Source organism: Nonomuraea monospora (assembly GCF_039531895.1).
Taxonomy (GTDB): Bacteria; Actinomycetota; Actinomycetes; order Streptosporangiales; family Streptosporangiaceae; genus Nonomuraea; species Nonomuraea monospora.
Map to the genome: position 1 here is coordinate 225,831 of NZ_BAAAQX010000006.1, position 16,311 is coordinate 242,141.

Sequence of the window (16,311 nt, forward strand, 5' to 3'; positions counted from 1 at the left end):
TCACTCGTCCCCCGGCACGCCGTACGAGGGCGCGGCGGTCGGGTCGAGGCCCCGGGTGACGTAGTCGTCGCGCTGCGGCAGCCACAGCTTCAGCAGCTCGCCCAGCTCGCCGACGGGGTCCTCGCTCCAGTCGACCCGCAGGTCCGTCTCACGCCACGGAACCGTCCGTACGACCGCCAGCCCCGCCGAGTGCACGGGGCCCGCCTCTCCCCCGGCCGCCAGCCCGGCGGCGAGCCCGGCGAGCAGCCGCTCCTCCAGCTCCCCCGCCGAGCGTTCGAAGCCTTCGACGACGGCGTCCACCACGCCGGTGTCCGCGAGCATGTTGCCCGCGGCGACGACGCCTGACCCGGCCCGCGCGTGGTGCACGCCGAGGGTCCTGTCGCCGGAGAACGTGGCGGCCTCGCCGTTCAGGGTGAGGACGGTGAGCTGCCGGTACTCGATCAGCTCACGCCCGCGCACGACGCCGTCCAGCGCGTCGCGGGCGCCCGCGCCGGCCTCCAGGGCGTCCAGCAGCTCCGTGCCGAGCCGCGGGTCGGTGACGTTCTGCGAGGCTGCACCGCCGACGCCGGCCCGCAGGTGGACACAGCGGGCCGCCACGGCCGGGCTGGAGGAGGTGACGGCCATCCCGACGGCGCCGTCGCCGTCCACGGCCAGGATCGAGAACGTCACCGCTCACCCTCCGGGATCACCGCGACGGCGTCCACCTCGACCAGCCACTCGGGGCGGGCCAGCGCCGAGACGACCAGGCCGGTGGAGATCGGGTGCACGCCCCTGGTCCATCGGCCGATCGTGCGGTAGACGGGCTCGCGGTAGCGCGGGTCGACGAGGTAGATCGTCAGCTTGACCAGGTGCTCCATCCGCGCGCCCGCCTCCCTCAGGAGCAGGTCGATGTTGGCCATCGCCCGCTCCGTCTGGGCCTCGACGTCGCCGACGCCGACCGACTCGCTGGTGTCGAGGTCCTGGCCGATCTGGCCGCGCACGTAGACGGTGTTCCCGGCGATCACGGCCTGGCACAGGTCGTTGTCGAGGTTCTGCTCGGGGTAGGTGTCGCGGGTGTTGAACGGGCGGATCCGGGTGTGTCCCCCGGCGACGATGGGTGCGTTCACGTGGCGGCCTTCACAGCGATGTCCGTCAGGTCGGCGGCCGTCTCGTAGGAGAGGTAGCCGCGCTGGGTGGTGATGTGGTCGGCCACGTACCGGGCGTCGTGCCACACCCCCCAGATGAAGCTCGATCCGCGCCGCGACAGCCACGGCAGGCCGAGGAAGTAGACGCCCGGCTCCGACGACACGCCGCGCCGCTGCCGCGGCCTGCCGTTCTCGTCGAACGCGTCCACCTGGAGCCAGCCGTAGTCGGTGGCGAAGCCGGTGGCCCAGACGATCGAGGTGACGCCGGCGGCGGCGAGGTCGAGTTCGAGCAGCGGGTCGGTCACGCACTCCGGGTCGGGCCCGAATCGGCGGGCCTGCGGCTCCTCGGGCAGGTCGAGGCCGTTGCGCGTCACGTAGGCGTCGGCCTCGTCGAGCAGCGCCAGGTAGTTGGCGTCGCCCGCGGCGATGTTCCTGCCGAGGTCGGGCGAGAACCGCACCACCCCGTCGTCGTACGAAGCGGTCAGGCCGGTCAGGTGGATGCCCCGGGCGGCCAGGTCGCGAAAGTCGACGGTGTGGCCGCCGCGCGCGCCGCTGACCGCGATCGTGACGTGCTCCGCGCCCTGGGGCGGGGTCTCGGCGTCCCACTTGCCGAGGACGCCGAGCCACCAGCAGAAGTCGCGCCCCCGGTAGCTGCGCGGCGGCCGCTCGTGGGGGCCGACGGACAGGTAGACGGGCCTGCCGGACCGCCGCAGCTCGTCGGCGATCTGCACCCCGGACGAGCCCGCCCCGACCACCAGGACGGCGCCGTCGGGCAACTGCGCGGGGTTGCGGTAGTCGCTGGAGTGCACCTGCACGGGCACCGCGCCGTCGGGGACGATCGGCGGGATGACGGGCTTCTGGAACGGTCCTGTCGCGGCGACGACGAACCTGGCGTCGATGACGCCGTCCGAGGTCTCCACGCGGAAGCCGGGCCGCCCGTCGTGCTTGCGCACCGACGTCACCTCGACGCCGCACCGGATCGGCGCGCCGATCTTCTCCGCGTACGCGACGAAGTAGTCCGCGATCTGCTCCTTGGACGCGAAGGCGTCGGGGTCGAGGTCGAGGAACTCCAGGCCGGGGAAACGGTCGTGCCAGGCGGGCCCGTTCGCCACCAGGGAGTCCCACCGCTGCGAGCGCCAGCGCTCCGCGACGCGGTGCCGTTCCAGGACGAGGTGCGGCACTCCGCGGTCGGTCAGATGCTCGCTCATCGCCAGGCCGGCCTGGCCCGCGCCGACGACGAGGACTTCGACTTCTTCACTCAAAACCCACAACCTCCACTTCGACTGGAATCCTCGCCCGCCGGGAAGACCCCTGTCCAACAGAAGTTGTTGCGCTTCTACATCTGATTTGTTGATAACCATGGACATCCCGTTAGCGTTGAGCATCGCCGGCGCCCTGGCCGCAGTGGCGGCGGTCGTCATCTCGATCCGACAGGCGCGGGCGAGCGCGCGTCAGGCTCTCATGCCCGTCGTCCTAGGCACCTTCCAGGAGGCGCGCAGCCCGGAGTGGTTCGAGGCGCGTGACTACATCTTCGAGCGCCTGGCCGCCGAGCACTCGCCGGAGCGCGGCATCTCGGGCCTGCCCGAGCCCGCCAGGACGGCCGTGCGCAAGGTCGGTTTCCTCTTCGACAACGCCGGGCTGCTGATCGTGCACAAGGCGGTGCCCGAGGAGCTGATCCTCAGTTTCTTCGGGGAGAGCCTGCCGAAGTTCTGGCAGATCATGGAGCCCTTCGTCCGCAGGGAGTCGGAGATCAGGCAGGTCAAGACGATGGTCTTCTTCGAGCACCTGGTGGCGCGGTCCCGGATGCGCCCGGCCGGCGACCTCCGGCGGCGGCTCGGGCTCCTCTCGGCAGACCCTTAGAATGAAAACCGTTGTCATTATGAGGGGGTCTCATGCAGGTCAGCGACGCTGTCGTGCTCAGGGACGTCACGGCCGGTTACGGCCGCAGGACTGTCCTGCGCGGGCTGTCGGCTCGCCTGCCGCGCGCGGGCGTCACCGCCGTCGTCGGCCCGAACGGCTCCGGCAAGTCCACCCTGCTCGGCGTGCTCGCCGGGACCATCCGGCCGGTCCACGGCACGGTGGAGCTGAGCGGCGCTGGGCGGCCCGGGTACGTGGTGCAGCGCGACGCGGTGTCCGACGCGTTGCCGATCACCGTGCGGGAGACGGTGGCGATGGGCCGGTGGGCGTCGCGCGGCCCCTGGCGGCGGCTGACGGCGCACGACCGGGCGGTCGTGGACGCCTGCATGGCCGCGCTGGACGTGTCGTCGCTGGCGGGGCGGCGGCTGAGCACGCTGTCCGGGGGGCAGCGGCAGCGGGTGCTGCTGGCGCAGGGGCTCGCGCAGGAGCCTGACCTGCTGTTGCTGGACGAGCCCACGACCGGCCTGGACGCGGCGGCCAGGGAGCACATCGCGGGGGTGATCGAGCGGGAGAGCGCCCGTGGGGTGACGATCGTGCACGTCACCCACGACCCGGCCGAGGCCTCCCGCGCCGACCACTGCCTGCTCCTCAACGAGGGGCGGCTCGTCGCCCAGGGCCCTCCCACCGAGGTGCTCGCCGCCGCCACGGGCACTCCGGCGCAAGCGCGGCTCCAGTGACAGGCGCGGCTCCGATAACAGGACGCGGCTCCTGCGACAGGACGTGTGCTCGCCGCCGCCAGGAGCTTCCGACGCGAGTGCGGCCCCGGTGACAGGGCGCGTGCTCGCCTCCGCCAGGAGCGTTCCGGCGCGAGCGCGGCCCTGGTGACAGGGCGCGTGCTCGCCTCCGCCAGGAGCGTTCCGGCGCGAGCGCGGCTCCGATGACAGGACGCGTGCTCGCCGCCGCAGGCGTTCCGGCGCGGGCGCGGCTGCGATGACGGTGGCCGGTCGCGGTCAGCGGCGCCTGGTCCTGGCCAGCAGCCACAGCAGCAGCGGCGCTCCGAGCGCCCCGGTGACCACGCCGACCGGCAGCTCCACGTCCGGGATCAGCAGCCGCGCGACCAGGTCGGCGCCCAGCACGATGAACGCCCCGGTCAAGCCGGACGCCAGCGGCGGCGGGGCGGCGGCGCGGGCGAGGCGCTGGGCGATCTGCGGCGCGGCGAGGGCGACGAAGGCCACGGGCCCGGCCGCCGCCGTACCGAAGGCCACCAGCGCCACGCCCGTCATGAGCAGCGCCAGCCGCGCCGCCTGCACGGGCGCGCCGAGCACGACCGCCACCTCGTCCCCGAGTTGCAGCACCCGGGTCCAGTTGCCGAGCAGCAGCGCGACGGGCACCAGCACCGCCAGGGCCAGGGCGAGCGGGGCCACGTGGTCCCAGGTGCGGCCGTTGAGGTTGCCGAACAGCCAGCCCAGCGCCTGCTGGGCCTGGAAGTCGCCGCTGGTGACCATCAGGTACTCGGTGGCGCTGGTGCACATCCACGACAGCCCGATGCCGACGAGCACGATGCGCCCGCCGGTGGTGCCGCGCCGCCAGGCCAGCAGGTACGTGACCAGCGCCGCCGTCACGGCCCCAGCGAAGCCCAGCAGCTCCAGCCCGCTGCCGGCCCCCAGCACGATCCCGGCCACCACGGCCACCCCGGCGCCCTGGGTGACGCCGATCATGTCGGGGCTGGCGAGCGGGTTGCGGGTCATGGTCTGGAACAGCGCGCCGGAGACGCCGAACGCGATCCCGGCGAGCAGCCCGGTCAGCGCCCTGGGCAGGCGCAGCTCGTGCACCACGAACGCGGTGCCCTGCTCGCCGCCGCCGAGCAGCGCGGCGACGACCTGGCCCAGCCCGAGCCTGACCTCGCCGAGGCCGATGCCCAGGCAGAAGGCGAGGAGGGCGGCGACGGCGGCGGCCACGCCGACGAGGATGGTCCGGGGCCGCAGCACGCCGGAGACGGGCGGGACGGCCAGCCGGAAGGCCAGCCGGAGGGGCAGTCGGAAGGGCAGCCGGAAGGGCAGCGCCCGGCCGGGAGACGGGGTCGCGCGCATGCTCACAGCTCCGCGAGGCGTCGGCGGCGGGCCAGGACGACGAAGAAGGGGCCGCCGACGAACGCCACCAGCAGGCCCGCCTGCACCTCGATGGGCGGGGCCACCATCCGGCCCAGGACGTCGGCGGCCAGCAGCAGGCACGGACCGAGCAGCGCCGCCAGCGGCAGCAGCAGCCGGTGGTCGGCCTCGGACCGGCCGCCGCCCCTTGCCAGGGCGCGGGCCGCGTAGGGCACGACGAGCCCGACGAAGACGACGGGGCCGATGGCGGCGACGGCCGAGCCGGTCAGCAGCATCACGGCCGCCGCGCCCTGGAGGCGTACCAGGCCGACGCGGCGGCCCAGCCCTCTGGCCACGTCGTCGCCGAGCGCCAGGCTGTTGAGCGCGGAGCCGCAGAGGAGGGCGAGCGCCGCGCCCGCGGCCACGAACGGCAGGAGCTGCGGCAGCAGCTCGCCGCCCGCCCCCGACAGCGACCCGGCCGACCAGAACCGGTACCTGCTCAGCGACTCCGGGTCCACCAGCACGAACGCGCTGGTGACGGAGCTGAGCAGGAACGTGGTGGCGACGCCCGCCAGCGCCAGCTTGACCGGGGTCATGCCGTCGCGGCCGAGCCCGGCCAGCGCGTACACGACCACGCTGGCCACCAGCGCCCCCGCGAACGCGAACCAGACGAACCCGGCGGGCGCCGCCACCCCGAACACGCCGATGGCCAGGACGACGGCGAACGCGGACCCGGCGCTGACGCCCAGCACGCCGGGGTCGGCGAGGGGGTTGCGGGTGAGCGCCTGCATGAGGGCGCCGGACAGGCCGAGCGCCGCCCCGGCCAGGAGGCCGACCAGGGTGCGCGGGACGCGTACGGACCAGATGACGTCCAGGACGTCCTGGTCGCCCGCCGTTCCGGCGAGCGCGGCGGCCACCTGGTCGAGGGGGATGGCGCGGGCGCCGAGCGAGAGCGACAGCAGGCACACCGCGAGCAGCGCGACGACGGCCGCGGCGAGCGCTTTCACGAGGTCTTGGTGGCCGGATCGCCGTCCACGGCGGCGGCCAGCCGCGGGACGAGCGTGTCGAGCACGTACGGGACGCTGAGCACGGTGAGGAAGGCGACCGCGTCGCTGGGCGGCGTGCCCTCGGGCAGGTAGACCTCGCGGCCCTGCTTCACCACGTCGAGCGCCTTGTAGACGGTGTCGCCGTGCAGGGTCTCCTGGCCCTTGGCGACGTCCGTGACGCTCCAGACGATCGCGCCGGTGTCGAGCAGGTCGAGCCGCTCCCGGCTGATGTTGGCGCCGAACTTGTCGCCGATGGCCTGGTCGAGGTTGGCGGGGAGCTGGAAGCCGAGCGAGCCGAGCAGGCGGTTGCGCGGGTCCTGGCTGCCGAAGACGAAGTAGCCCTCGTACAGGGTGGCCATCAGGCCGGTCTGGCCGGCGAACTCGGGGTGCTTGCCGCGCTCCTCGGCGAAGCGGTCCTCGACCTGCTTGACCAGGGTTTCGGCCTCGGCGGGCTTGCCGACGGCGGCGCCGACCCGCTTGGTGACCTCCTGCCACGGGATGCCGTAGTCGATGTACTCCTTGGGCTGGGCCACGGTCGGCGCGATCTTGGAGAGCGTCTCGTACTGTTCCTTGGTCAGCCCGGAGTACAGGGCCAGGATCAGGTCGGGGTTCAGTGCGGCGATCTTCTCGAACTGGGGGCCGCTGCCGGTGTCCTTGAGCACCTGGGGACGGGCGGCGCCGCCGAGCTTGGCCTCGGCCCAGGGGCCGATCGCGCCGGGGTACCCGCCGAACCACTCGGTGGTGCCGACCGGGACGATGCCGAGAGCGAGCAGCGAGTCCTGCTCCAGCAGGCCGACGGTGACGACGCGCTTGGGCGCGGCCGGGATGGTGGTTTCGCCGTACTTGTGCGGCAGCGTCACGGGGAAGGCCCCGGGCGAGGACGCCTGGGGTGCCGGTGCGGTGCCGGAGGGGGTGGCGGGTGTGGTGGAGCCGCAGCCCACGATGGTGATCAGGACGAGCGCCACGAGGGCGAGCACGCGGGTCAAGGACGGCTCCTCAGAAGGTAAGGCCACACTAAATAAGGGGAGCCTAACCTTATATGGGGAGTCGATCAATGTGGTGACACGGCCGACCTGCCGGCAGCCGTGTCACCCGGTGGAGATGCACCCCGGCCCGGAGGCCGGGGTTGGGCCCTGTTACGGGCGCGTGGTGCGGTGCGGGATGTTCTCTGCGGTGCCGACGTGGTTGCGCTGCTTACGCATGCCGGCCATGCCCAGCAGACCGAGCAGGCCGAGCAGGCCCCACAGGCCGGCGTTGCCGCCGCCTTCGTCCCTGTTGTTGTCCTGCGGTGCCGGTGTCACCTGGCTCTGCGCGACCGGCTCGACAGGCGTGTCCGCCGTTGCCGCGGCGGCCGGTACTAGCGTCAAGAAGAACGCCAGGCCCAGCCCGGTGAGCGTCTTGCGCATTGGGTTCCCCCGATCCGGCGGTCTCGATTCAACCGCGGAGACCGCCTATCACGCCTTCCCTGACGAAGGCTTCCGATAGCGGGGCGATCTCCAGATCCCCTGCTAAAGGGCCATCTACCATCGAGATGGCCGCATCAAACGCCTTCTCCCTCCAGGTGGCGGCCCGGGACGCCCGCACGTACGTGTGCCTCGGAGATTCCGGCCAGTTCCGCTCTCGCACGCGGATTGCGCAAACCGGGCTCGGGCCGTACCGGAGGCAGCAGCGTCACCTCCACGACCAGGTCGCGGGTGGCGGTCACCCGCAGCAGCGAGGCGAGCAGCGAGTCGTCGCCGACGAAGCAGGCGCGGGTGGAGGGCAGCGGCCCCTCGCGGTAGCGCAGCGTGGCGGGCCTGACGGCGGCCTCCGCGTCGATCGCCGCCTGGAACACGGCGGGCCGGAAATAGCCCATCTCCCGCCCGCACCACGTGGTCCCCTCGGGGAAGGCGACCACCGTGTCGCCCGCCCTGAGCGCGCCGGCCACGGCGGCCACCGCGGACGGCAGCGCCGTGAGCCGCTCCCTGTCGATGAACAGCGCCCCGGCCCCCGCCACCAGGGTCCTGATCACCGGCCACCCGGCGACCTCCTGCTTGGCGAGCGGCCTGGACGGCACCGCGGCCGCGATGACCAGCGGGTCGAGCCAGGAGACATGGTTGGCCACGACCAGCTCACCCGCACCACCCGTCCCGTGAACCTCCAGGCGGATGCCCAGCGCGCGCAGCATCAGCAGCGCCCACAGCCTCGTGAGCCGCGCCTGGGTGAAGGCGCGGGCGACGAGCGCCACGGGCACGCCGCCCAGCACCACCATGCCCGCGGCCAGCAGCCGGGCCGCGCGCCGGACACGGCCCACCGCGCAGGCCGGGTCCCCGATGCAGGCCGCGGGCGTGCACGGCCCCGTGGGGCGCCACGGGTTGAGCCGCGCGGCGGGCGGCAGGACGGTGCTCACAGCGGCTCGCCGAGGAAGTAACGCAGGTAGCGGGCGTTGACGTTGGCCATGGACAGCAGCATGAAGAAGTCGGCCGTGCCGAAGTCCCCGTCGTGCGCGGGCTCCCCGCACACCCACGACCCCAGCCGCAGGTAGCCGCGCAGCAGCGGCGGCGGCACGAACCGGTCGGGCGGCGCCACCCGGCCCGGCCGCCACGGCGTGCGCGGGCGCACCCGGTGCTCCTCGGGGCCGAGCGGCACCCGCTCCATCACGGCGGCGGCCAGCGCGCCGCCGTCGTCGAGCGGCACCGAGCAGCAGCCCGCCAGCCACTGGTGGCCGCCCGCGACCATGTAGCGGGCGATGCCCGCCCACATCAGAGCCATCACCGCGCCGTCCCGGTGGGCGGGGTGGACGCAGGTGCGTCCGGCCTCCACCAGGCCCTTCCTGATGGGCCGCAGGTTCGCGAGGTCGAACTCGGCGTCGGAGTAGAGCCGCTCGGCCCGCCCGGGCGGCAGCAGCCGGTACGTCCCCACGACCTCGTCCCCGGCCCGGACGAGGAGATGATCGCAGTAGGCGTCGAACCGGTCGGCGTCGAGGCCGGAGACGGGGCTGTCGAGCCGCGCCCCCATCTCCCCGGCGAAGACCGCGTAACGCAGCCGCTGGGCCGCCTGGAGGTCGGCGGCGCTGGTGGCCATGCCGACCGTGTACCTACCGGTGTCAAGAGAGATCGTCATGGGCGCGCGCGTCCTTCCCTGAAGGGTCCTCGCGCCAATGTCGACATGCGGACATGACGTCCACGTCTCACGTTGGGGGCAGCCAGGCGACCTGGAGAAAAAATCGTCCGACCGTCAGCCGGGCGCGTCCAGCTCGGCGGCCCGCCGCAGGTCCTTGGGACGGCCGATGGCGCGGCGCATCCGGATCAGGTCGTCCCGCGAGGCGTAGTGGACCTCCAGCCCTCCGGGTCCTGACGCAGTGAGCGCGCGGGCGAGGAACTCGCGGGCGTCGAGGCTCCCCCAGGGGAGCGCCGGGGTGCAGCAGTCGCCGCCGGCTCCGGTCGCGGTGAACTCCACCTTGGGGCGCAGGAACGACTCGGGGCGGACCGGCAGCGCGTCGCCCGTCTCGCCGGTGAGCCGGGCGTCCACGGAGGCGAAGGCGTCCGCCAGGGCGGGGGCGTGCGCGGGGTCGCCGTCCCAGAGCAGGTCGAGGTCGCCGGTCAGCTCGTTGGAGCCGTGCATGATGCCGGCGACCTGCCCGATCACCACGGCTCGCACGCCGTGCCGGTGGAGGGCTTCGAGCAGGGGGAACGGGTCGAAGCCGCGGGCGCCGTCCGTGCCGATGGTGCCGGCGTCGTCGTCGGCGTCCTGGTGGCCCAGGCCGGTCTCGGCCCTGTTCATGGCCAGTTCGCGGGTGCGGTGGGCGGCGGCGCGGAGCCAGCGCAGTGGATCATCGAACATCTGCGACATTCAACACCGTTCACCAGGCCGCGCGCGGCGGTTCGCCCTCCTGCTCGGCGATCGGGACCGAGGCGGCGGTGCCGTCGGCGAGGCTGACCTGGTGGGCGCGCCCGCCGTTCACGTACAGGAGGTGCTCGCCCGTCCCGTCCACGCTGAAGCGCAGGGTCAGCGACGCGCCGGGCGGCAGCTCGGGCCTGGCCAGGACGCGCGCGGGCCCGCCCGACACGGCGACGCGCTCGACGGTGTGCCCTGCCGCGTAGATCAGCGCGGCGCCGTCGGGGGTGTGGGCGACGGACTCGATCAGCCGGACGCCCTCGGCGTTCGTGACGGTCCTGGAGGTGGCGCGGTCCAGATCGGTGCCCGCGCGAGCAAGGTCGAGCACGGCGATGGCACGGCCACCCGGCACGTACGCGAGCGACCGGCCGTCCGGCGCCCAGGACAGGCCGTTCACCATCGAGTACGTCATCGTCGTCCAGTCCCTGCGCCTGCCGGTGGCGACGTCGAGCACCGAGATCTTGGCGCCGCCGCCGAGCAGCGGCGTGGCGTAGGCCAGCCGGGTGCCGTCGGCGCTCAGCGCCAGGTCGTGAACGGTGGTCAGGACGTCGGGGTCGGTCTGCGTGACGGCCACCGGCTCGCCCGGCCGCCCGTCCTCGCCGAGGCGCACCAGGAAGAAGACGATGGCCGGGTCCTGGCGGCCGGTCCAGCCGGCGATGGCGAACGTGCGGTTGTCGCGGGCGGCGGCCACGACGTGCCAGGAGCTCTCGACCCCGGGCGGCAGCGGGATCTCCGCGACGAGCTCGCCGGTCTCCGCGTCTTGGACGGCGGGCTTGACCGGCGTCTGCACGGCGGTCTTCGAGTCGCCGGGGAAGCGGGCGACGGGGGCTCCCGCCGAGACGAAGAACCGGGGCTCGCCGGTCGGCGCGAGTGGCGTTCCGGTCGCCGTGGGGTCGGCCAGGGAGGTGGCCATCGGGTACGGGTGGCGGACGGCGGGGCCCGTGGTCGTCCGGACCTCGGGCGGGAGCATCGTGGACGACGGCGGGAGCATCGTGGACGACGGCTGCGAGCCGACGAGCGAGACGCGGTCGGTGGCCGGATCCGCGCAGCCGGAGGCCAGGACGGCCAGGGCTAAACCGGCCAGCGCGACAGACGGTGAAGGGCGCATGTAACGATCATCGCCTGAACGCGGCGGCACCGCCACCGCCGGAGGTGGCGATGCCGCGCCCGTCCTAGCCCGCGGTGAAGGAGATCCACACGTCAGGCGGCACGTCGGGCCGGTTCGGCACGGCCAGCCGCTCCTCCGTCCAGGCGGCCCCGGCGGCCTCCGTGGCCACCCGCCGCCAGAACGCGACCGCGCCCGCGTTCGAGTCCTGGAAGGCGACCCGCCACGGGCCGGGGTGGCGGGCGATCACCTCGCGCACGACGGTCGTCCCGATGCCGGACCTGCGCGCGCCGCGTACCACGAAGAAGCTGTTCAGCACCCGGGCGGGCCCGGACAGCGCGCGCACGAACGCGAACCCGACCGGCGAGTCGCCGCTGGTGAACAGGTAGGCCGCCCAGTCGTGGTCGGTGAGCGCCGAGCGCAGCCGGTCGCTGTGGTAGGTGCCGTCGGTGCTGGGCAGGCCGCCCTGGTAGTCGGCCATGTCGTGGCGGAACATCAGCCAGAGGCGTTCGATCGCGGGGCGGTCGTCGGCCGTCGCCGGCCGTACGGTCACATCAATTTCGGTCATGAAAGTGACTTTCCGGCCGGGAGCGAACCCGGCCGGAAAGGTAGAACATAGCAGGTTCGATCATGGAGTGCCGACGGCGGCCCCCGTCACCGAGGACGACCAGTACAACGCCCTGGCCACCTGCGCGAACAGGCCCTTGGGGTGGTTGCGGAACATCGGCTCGGTGCCGAACAGCACCACGGCCGCGCCCCGCTCGTCCCTGCCGCTGACCACCGCCGCCTGGCCTCTGGCGTCCTTCTGGCCGCCGCCCGAGCCGTCGTCCCTGGGCCGCCAGTGACCGGCGATGAGCGGCCCTTCCGCCGCGTACGACTGCTCGACCGTGACCTCGGGGCCGAGGCCCGTGAACCAGAGCGGCGAGTACACGAACGAGTACCCGGGCAGGTCGGCGTTCGGGGACACGGTGCGGACCACGCCGTTGCCGTCGCTGTTGCCCGCGACCGTGGTGGCGGTGAGCAGGCCGGCCGCGGCGTTGAAGGCCGCGCCCGTCCGGCCCCTGGTGATGACGCCGCCGGTGACGAGGAACGCGTCGAGCGCCGTCCTGGCCGCCGGGTTGAGCGCCGCGTGGCTGAGGCCGCTGGAGACGTACAGGACGTCCGTGCCGCTCCAGTCGAAGCCCGCGTTCAGGACGGCGGTGGAGACGGGCGTGACGGCGAAGCCCAGCTCGCGCAGCGTGAACAGCTCGTCGGCGGACGCGGCGGCGGCGACCCGCACCGGCGCGAGCGGGACGCCGGCGGCCGGGCCCGCCGCGGTGAAGGCGACGCCGTAGCGGTCGGCGACGGCCCTGGCGGCCTGCCTGGCGGAGGCCGGGACGATCGCGCCGGCGCTCCCCCACGTCACCGCGACGCCCTGGGCGAGCAGGTCGTTGAGCGCCCTGACCTCCTTGGCGTCGTTGACGCGCAGCGCGAGCGGGCCGGGGGTGCGCGGCACGGAGCCGGTCGGGGCGGCGGCCTTGACCGGCTCGGTACGCGCCCGCAACGACTCGACCGGCTCGACCGTGGCGCCCCACAGCAGGGCGTGGCTCCAGCCGGAGATGTCGTACATGGCGCCGACCCGGGGTGAGATGTCCGCGCCCGGCTCCAGCATGACGTTGGCCAGGCCGCGTTTCGGCTGCCGCATGTCCACGACGTACGAGCCCGCCGGGTAGGTCCTGCCGCCCGAGCGGAACGCGGCTTCGGCCCGCTCGACCCGCACGTCGTTCGCGATCAGGTGGTCGACCAGGCGGGCGGCGGCCGTGGCCGAGCGCTGCCCAGCCCCGGACGGGATGACGTACGCGCGCGGGAACGTGGTGGTGTAGACGTCCTCGGGCCCGAAGCCCGGCACGATGCCGAGCGGCACGGCCTTCGACGGCTCGCCCGCCGCGCCGCGCCTGAACACCTCGATCTGGTCGGCGATCAGCCGGTCGTGCCTGGCCCGCACGAAACCGTAGGTGGCGCGGACGGCGGCGGCGGCCACGTCGGTGTTGATGGCCGAGCGGCGGCGCAGCTCCTCCACCGGCTCGGTGCTGTAGGCGGGCTCGTTGACGTCGAGGGGGATCTCCACGGTGTGCGCGGCGACCGTGCCGTGGAAGGGGGCGTACTGCGGGGTGAAGATGGGCGGCCAGTCGTCCCAGCCGTCCGTGGAGTCGCGGAACGGGATCTGCACCGGCTCCACGCCGTCCCGCTCCGGGGTGTAGCCGAGCGCGTTGACGGCGGCCTCCATGCCCAGGCCGTTGGCGTAGGTGTTGGTGATGAACAGGTCGTACTCGTAGTTGGCGCCGTGCGGCGGGGTGGTCGGCTCGATGAGCGTGCCGTTGACGTAGCCGTGCAGGTCGAGCAGGGCCACCGGCTGGGTGTCCATGATCGCCTGGCGCATGGCGCGCGCCTCGGGCTGGGAGGCGGTGACGAAGTCGCGGTTCAGGTCGAAGCCCGCGCCGTTCTGGCGCACGCCGTTGACGCGGCCGTCGGGGTTGGCGGTGACATTGAAGTACAGGCGGGTGCGGGCGAGCAGGGCCGTGACCGCCGGGTCGGTGCTGGTGGCGAGCTGCTCGATGGTACGCAGGGAGGCGTCCGTGCCCTCCCACTCGTTGCCGTGGATGTTGGCGTTGACGAAGATCGGCGCCTTATAGCGCGCGGCCAGGCCGCGGTCCCTGGCGGCGGCGGCCGGGTCGTTCTCGATGCGCTCGCGGATGCGGGCCTGCTCGCGGGCCCGCGCGGCGCTCTCCGGCTCGGTGACGGTGACGAGGTAGAGGTCGCGGCCCTGGTACGAGCGGCCGATGATCTCCACGCTGACCCGATCGCTGCGCCGCTGCAGCTCGTTGAGCCTGGGCGCGATGCCGTGGTACGGCACCAGGCCCAGCTTGATCGAGGAGTCGGCCGGGTTCTCCGGCGGCAGCGGCAGGCGGGTCCGGCGCGGGTAGCCGCGGTCGTGGGAGTGCCCGTACGGCTGCGCCTCAGGAAGGGCGGCGGCGTCGAGGGCGCCCGCCTGCTCGGGGACGCCTGCGGCGGCGTCGTTCCGCTCGGGGCCGTTGCCGAAGTCCCGCGCGGGCGGGGCCGTCGGGTCGGGGGCGGCGGAGGCGGGCGAGGGGACGGCGAGGAACGCGACCGCGAGGGCCGCGGCCAGGAGACGGCGCATCAGCGCTCCCTGTAGTCGGCGGCGATCCCGATGAGCGAGATCAGGCCGGAGGCGAACTCCATCGCCTCCGCGTGGCCCTCCTCGAACGGCGGCTGGAAGCCGACGCCCTCCCACGTGCCGGTCGCCGGGTTCCACAGGTCTGCGCCGACCTCGAAGTCCCAGCCGTAGACGCCGTAGTCGTACCAGAGCTCGTCGGCGGAGTTCCCGGCCGCCGAGTACAGCACGTCGGTGACGGGCCCGGTCTGCTGCGGCCAGATGACGGTGCCGCGCTCGGCGGCGATGGCCTGCTCGATGGTGCGGGCCGAGCGCAGGAAGTAGGCCAGCTCCTGCTCGGTGGGCCTGGGCAGGGTCACGCGGCCGTCCAGCTTGTACGCGCCGGGAGGCCACATGAAGAAGCCGCCGTAGCTGTGCACGTTCATGGCGAAGCGGATGTTGGGGTACTTCTGCGCCAGCCAGATGACGTTGCGGCTCTCGGGCTCGGAGTGCTCGCCCGGGCCCGCGTACGTGCCGCTCTGGCAGTTGGCCGAGGCGCCGAAGTAGCCGTCGGTCAGCGAGCCGACGGCGTAGTTGCGGTTGACGTCCACGCCCCACGTGTTGCGCAGCGCCGGGTCGGACTGCTGCGCCGGGCAGTGGTTCGTCATGTTCTTCCGCTGGGAGTTGAAGTCGTAGAAGCTGTAGTTCGCGCCGTCGGGGTTGACGGTCGGCACGATGAAGATGTCGGTGCGCTCCAGCAGCCGGCGGGTGGCCCTGTCGCGGGCGTGGTTGCGCAGCAGCCGCTCGGCGGCCTCGATCGTGACCAGCGGCGTCACCCACTCCCTGGCGTGTTCCTGGGAGTAGGCGAGCACGCCGGTGCGTGAGCCGTCGCGGCGCTCGCCGATGCGCAGCGCGAGCACCTGGGCGGGCGCGCGGGAGACGTCGGCGGGGGCGTTGAGGAAGTCGTCGAGCTGGACGGCCGGTGCGGGCGCCATGACGCCCGCCCCCGGGTCGGTGCGGTAGAGAGAGGCCCTGACCGGGATGCCGGGCACGGCGTTGACGGCCGCGACGACCTGGGCGGCGGTGCTGACCGCCGCGCCCGAGCCGTCGGTGGCCAGGCTGACGGTGATCAGCTTGCCGTTGACGGTGACCCGCAGCGGCTGATTGGGCGTGCCGGGCGTGACCAGCTCGACGGACAGGTCGTTGCCGCCCTCGGAGCCGTACGCGGCCGAGGTGATCACGACGGCTGCGCCGGGCGGCGTGCCGATCAGCGCCTGGGCGTGCCTGCGGTAGCCGTTCGTCCTGTACGGCAGCGCGATCAGGTCGGTGAGCTTGGGGAACTGCCGGTGCAGCGCCTTGATGCGCTCGTTGAGCTGGGCCGGCGGCATGTACTGGGTGACGAAGTCCTTCTGGTAGCCGCGGCCGGTGTGGTCGGGGCGTTCGCCGTCGGGCCACTCCTTGACCCGGGCGTCGGCCTTGCCGCCGCCGGTGGAGGTGACGGTGATCCGCTGCGGCTGGTCGGCGGCCGGGACGGGCGTGCTGAACTGGTGTCCCAGGTACGCGCCCGCGTCCACGTACGCGATCATCTCCGCCCGGCCGGTCGTGCCGCGCCTGCCCTGCCAGGTGACGGTGAGCGTGGCGGCCTGGGCGGCGCTGCTGCTGGCCTCGACGGACAGGAAGTACCCGTCGCGGGACTTGAACCAGACCGCCCGCTCGACCACGACCTGGTCCTGCTGCGTGGCGGTGGTGGCCTCGCGGGCCGCCCGCGGCGCCTGACCGGCCGCCCTGGTCACGCCCTCGGGCAGGGCGGCGAGCTGGCTCGGTGTGAGGACCGCGTCCACGCGGACGCTGCCGTCCGCCTGCGGGCGCACCCGTTCGGTGAGGTCGGCGCCGGAGGCGACCAGCCGCTCCATGGCGGCCGCGTCCGGCACGGACAGTGTGACCAGGGAGACCGGCTCCGGGTCGGCCGGTCCGGCGACCGCCGGGATCGATGGCGCCGGTGCCAGGAATGCCGTGACGGCGATCAGCAGAACGACCGTGGACGCCCGTAAGCCATGCATGTGCC

16 protein-coding genes are annotated in these 16,311 nt (G+C 73.5%); 2 read left to right on the top strand and 14 right to left on the bottom strand.

The genetic code is table 11. The features are described from left to right. Genes ABD331_RS14360 through ABD331_RS14370 form a run of 3 tightly spaced genes read right to left on the bottom strand, consistent with a single transcriptional unit; the run spans nt 1 to nt 2,386 of the window. Nucleotides 1–669: a DUF1028 domain-containing protein gene (locus ABD331_RS14360; protein ID WP_344474635.1), complete on the bottom strand. Its 669-nt coding sequence runs from the start codon at nt 667–669 to the stop codon at nt 1–3. Beyond that, nucleotides 666–1,106 carry a RidA family protein gene (locus ABD331_RS14365; RefSeq protein WP_344474637.1) on the bottom strand — a complete coding sequence of 147 codons (441 nt, stop codon included), beginning with the start codon at nt 1,104–1,106 and terminating at the stop codon, nt 666–668. The genes ABD331_RS14360 and ABD331_RS14365 overlap by 4 nt, the downstream gene beginning before the upstream one ends. Continuing rightward, nucleotides 1,103–2,386 carry a flavin-containing monooxygenase gene (locus tag ABD331_RS14370; protein WP_344474639.1) on the bottom strand — a complete coding sequence of 428 codons (1,284 nt, stop codon included), beginning with the start codon at nt 2,384–2,386 and terminating at the stop codon, nt 1,103–1,105. The genes ABD331_RS14365 and ABD331_RS14370 overlap by 4 nt, the downstream gene beginning before the upstream one ends. Before the next feature lie 97 nt (nt 2,387–2,483). Between ABD331_RS14370 and ABD331_RS14375 the strand changes: the two genes are divergently transcribed. Both ABD331_RS14375 and aztA read left to right on the top strand, forming a co-directional pair. After that, on the top strand, nt 2,484–2,984 hold the full coding sequence (locus tag ABD331_RS14375; RefSeq protein ID WP_344474641.1) for a DUF4760 domain-containing protein: 501 nt from the start codon (nt 2,484–2,486) through the stop codon (nt 2,982–2,984). 32 nt (nt 2,985–3,016) lie between these two features. Then, nucleotides 3,017–3,718: a zinc ABC transporter ATP-binding protein AztA gene (gene aztA / locus ABD331_RS14380; RefSeq protein ID WP_344474643.1), complete on the top strand. Its 702-nt coding sequence runs from the start codon at nt 3,017–3,019 to the stop codon at nt 3,716–3,718. A 273-nt stretch (nt 3,719–3,991) separates the two neighbouring features. Here the strand turns inward: aztA and ABD331_RS14385 are convergent, their stop codons facing one another. The 11 genes from ABD331_RS14385 to ABD331_RS14435 form a co-directional block, all read right to left on the bottom strand. Continuing rightward, complete coding sequence (locus tag ABD331_RS14385; protein ID WP_344474645.1) at nt 3,992–5,071, bottom strand: FecCD family ABC transporter permease; 1,080 nt, start codon at nt 5,069–5,071, stop codon at nt 3,992–3,994. A gap of 2 nt (nt 5,072–5,073) precedes the next feature. Continuing rightward, a complete protein-coding gene (locus ABD331_RS14390) occupies nt 5,074–6,075 on the bottom strand; it encodes a FecCD family ABC transporter permease (RefSeq protein ID WP_344474649.1) in 1,002 nt (333 codons plus the stop codon). Next, nucleotides 6,072–7,091: an iron-siderophore ABC transporter substrate-binding protein gene (locus ABD331_RS14395; RefSeq protein ID WP_344475026.1), complete on the bottom strand. Its 1,020-nt coding sequence runs from the start codon at nt 7,089–7,091 to the stop codon at nt 6,072–6,074. Before ABD331_RS14395 ends, ABD331_RS14390 begins: the two co-directional genes overlap by 4 nt. 159 nt (nt 7,092–7,250) lie before the next feature. Next, on the bottom strand, nt 7,251–7,520 hold the full coding sequence (locus ABD331_RS14400) for a WGxxGxxG family protein (protein ID WP_344474651.1): 270 nt from the start codon (nt 7,518–7,520) through the stop codon (nt 7,251–7,253). A gap of 134 nt (nt 7,521–7,654) precedes the next feature. Further along, nucleotides 7,655–8,503 (bottom strand): lysophospholipid acyltransferase family protein, encoded by an 849-nt coding sequence (locus ABD331_RS14405; RefSeq protein ID WP_344474653.1) that lies wholly within the window; start codon nt 8,501–8,503, stop codon nt 7,655–7,657. After that, nucleotides 8,500–9,216: a GNAT family N-acetyltransferase gene (locus ABD331_RS14410; protein ID WP_344474655.1), complete on the bottom strand. Its 717-nt coding sequence runs from the start codon at nt 9,214–9,216 to the stop codon at nt 8,500–8,502. The genes ABD331_RS14405 and ABD331_RS14410 overlap by 4 nt, the downstream gene beginning before the upstream one ends. Nucleotides 9,217–9,330: 114 nt before the next feature. Then, the gene (locus ABD331_RS14415) at nt 9,331–9,936 is read right to left on the bottom strand and encodes a hypothetical protein (RefSeq protein ID WP_344474657.1); all 606 of its coding nucleotides are present in this window, start codon (nt 9,934–9,936) and stop codon (nt 9,331–9,333) included. Between the two features lie 19 nt (nt 9,937–9,955). Then, nucleotides 9,956–11,098, bottom strand: coding sequence for a WD40 repeat domain-containing protein (locus ABD331_RS14420; protein WP_344474659.1), 1,143 nt, complete (start codon nt 11,096–11,098; stop codon nt 9,956–9,958). Between the two features lie 64 nt (nt 11,099–11,162). Next, nucleotides 11,163–11,663 (bottom strand): GNAT family N-acetyltransferase, encoded by a 501-nt coding sequence (locus tag ABD331_RS14425; RefSeq protein WP_344474661.1) that lies wholly within the window; start codon nt 11,661–11,663, stop codon nt 11,163–11,165. A 60-nt stretch (nt 11,664–11,723) separates the two neighbouring features. Then, nucleotides 11,724–14,273, bottom strand: a complete 2,550-nt coding sequence (locus tag ABD331_RS14430) for a M14 family zinc carboxypeptidase (protein ID WP_344474663.1) — start codon at nt 14,271–14,273, stop codon at nt 11,724–11,726. Further along, nucleotides 14,273–16,306 carry a M14 family zinc carboxypeptidase gene (locus ABD331_RS14435; RefSeq protein WP_344474664.1) on the bottom strand — a complete coding sequence of 678 codons (2,034 nt, stop codon included), beginning with the start codon at nt 16,304–16,306 and terminating at the stop codon, nt 14,273–14,275. The genes ABD331_RS14430 and ABD331_RS14435 overlap by 1 nt, the downstream gene beginning before the upstream one ends. Nucleotides 16,307–16,311 lie beyond the last annotated feature (5 nt).

Excerpts from the sequence above, each read along its gene's own strand:
- ABD331_RS14375 (WP_344474641.1), top strand. The coding sequence starts at position 2,484 with ATGGACATCCCGTTAGCGTTGAGCATCGCCGGCGCCCTGGCCGCAGTG.
- aztA (WP_344474643.1), top strand. The coding sequence starts at position 3,017 with ATGCAGGTCAGCGACGCTGTCGTGCTCAGGGACGTCACGGCCGGTTAC.
- ABD331_RS14385 (WP_344474645.1), bottom strand. The coding sequence starts at position 5,071 with ATGCGCGCGACCCCGTCTCCCGGCCGGGCGCTGCCCTTCCGGCTGCCC.
- ABD331_RS14400 (WP_344474651.1), bottom strand. The coding sequence starts at position 7,520 with ATGCGCAAGACGCTCACCGGGCTGGGCCTGGCGTTCTTCTTGACGCTA.
- ABD331_RS14410 (WP_344474655.1), bottom strand. The coding sequence starts at position 9,216 with ATGACGATCTCTCTTGACACCGGTAGGTACACGGTCGGCATGGCCACC.
- ABD331_RS14415 (WP_344474657.1), bottom strand. The coding sequence starts at position 9,936 with ATGTTCGATGATCCACTGCGCTGGCTCCGCGCCGCCGCCCACCGCACC.
- ABD331_RS14420 (WP_344474659.1), bottom strand. The coding sequence starts at position 11,098 with ATGCGCCCTTCACCGTCTGTCGCGCTGGCCGGTTTAGCCCTGGCCGTC.
- ABD331_RS14425 (WP_344474661.1), bottom strand. The coding sequence starts at position 11,663 with ATGACCGAAATTGATGTGACCGTACGGCCGGCGACGGCCGACGACCGC.
- ABD331_RS14430 (WP_344474663.1), bottom strand. The coding sequence starts at position 14,273 with ATGCGCCGTCTCCTGGCCGCGGCCCTCGCGGTCGCGTTCCTCGCCGTC.
- ABD331_RS14435 (WP_344474664.1), bottom strand. The coding sequence starts at position 16,306 with ATGCATGGCTTACGGGCGTCCACGGTCGTTCTGCTGATCGCCGTCACG.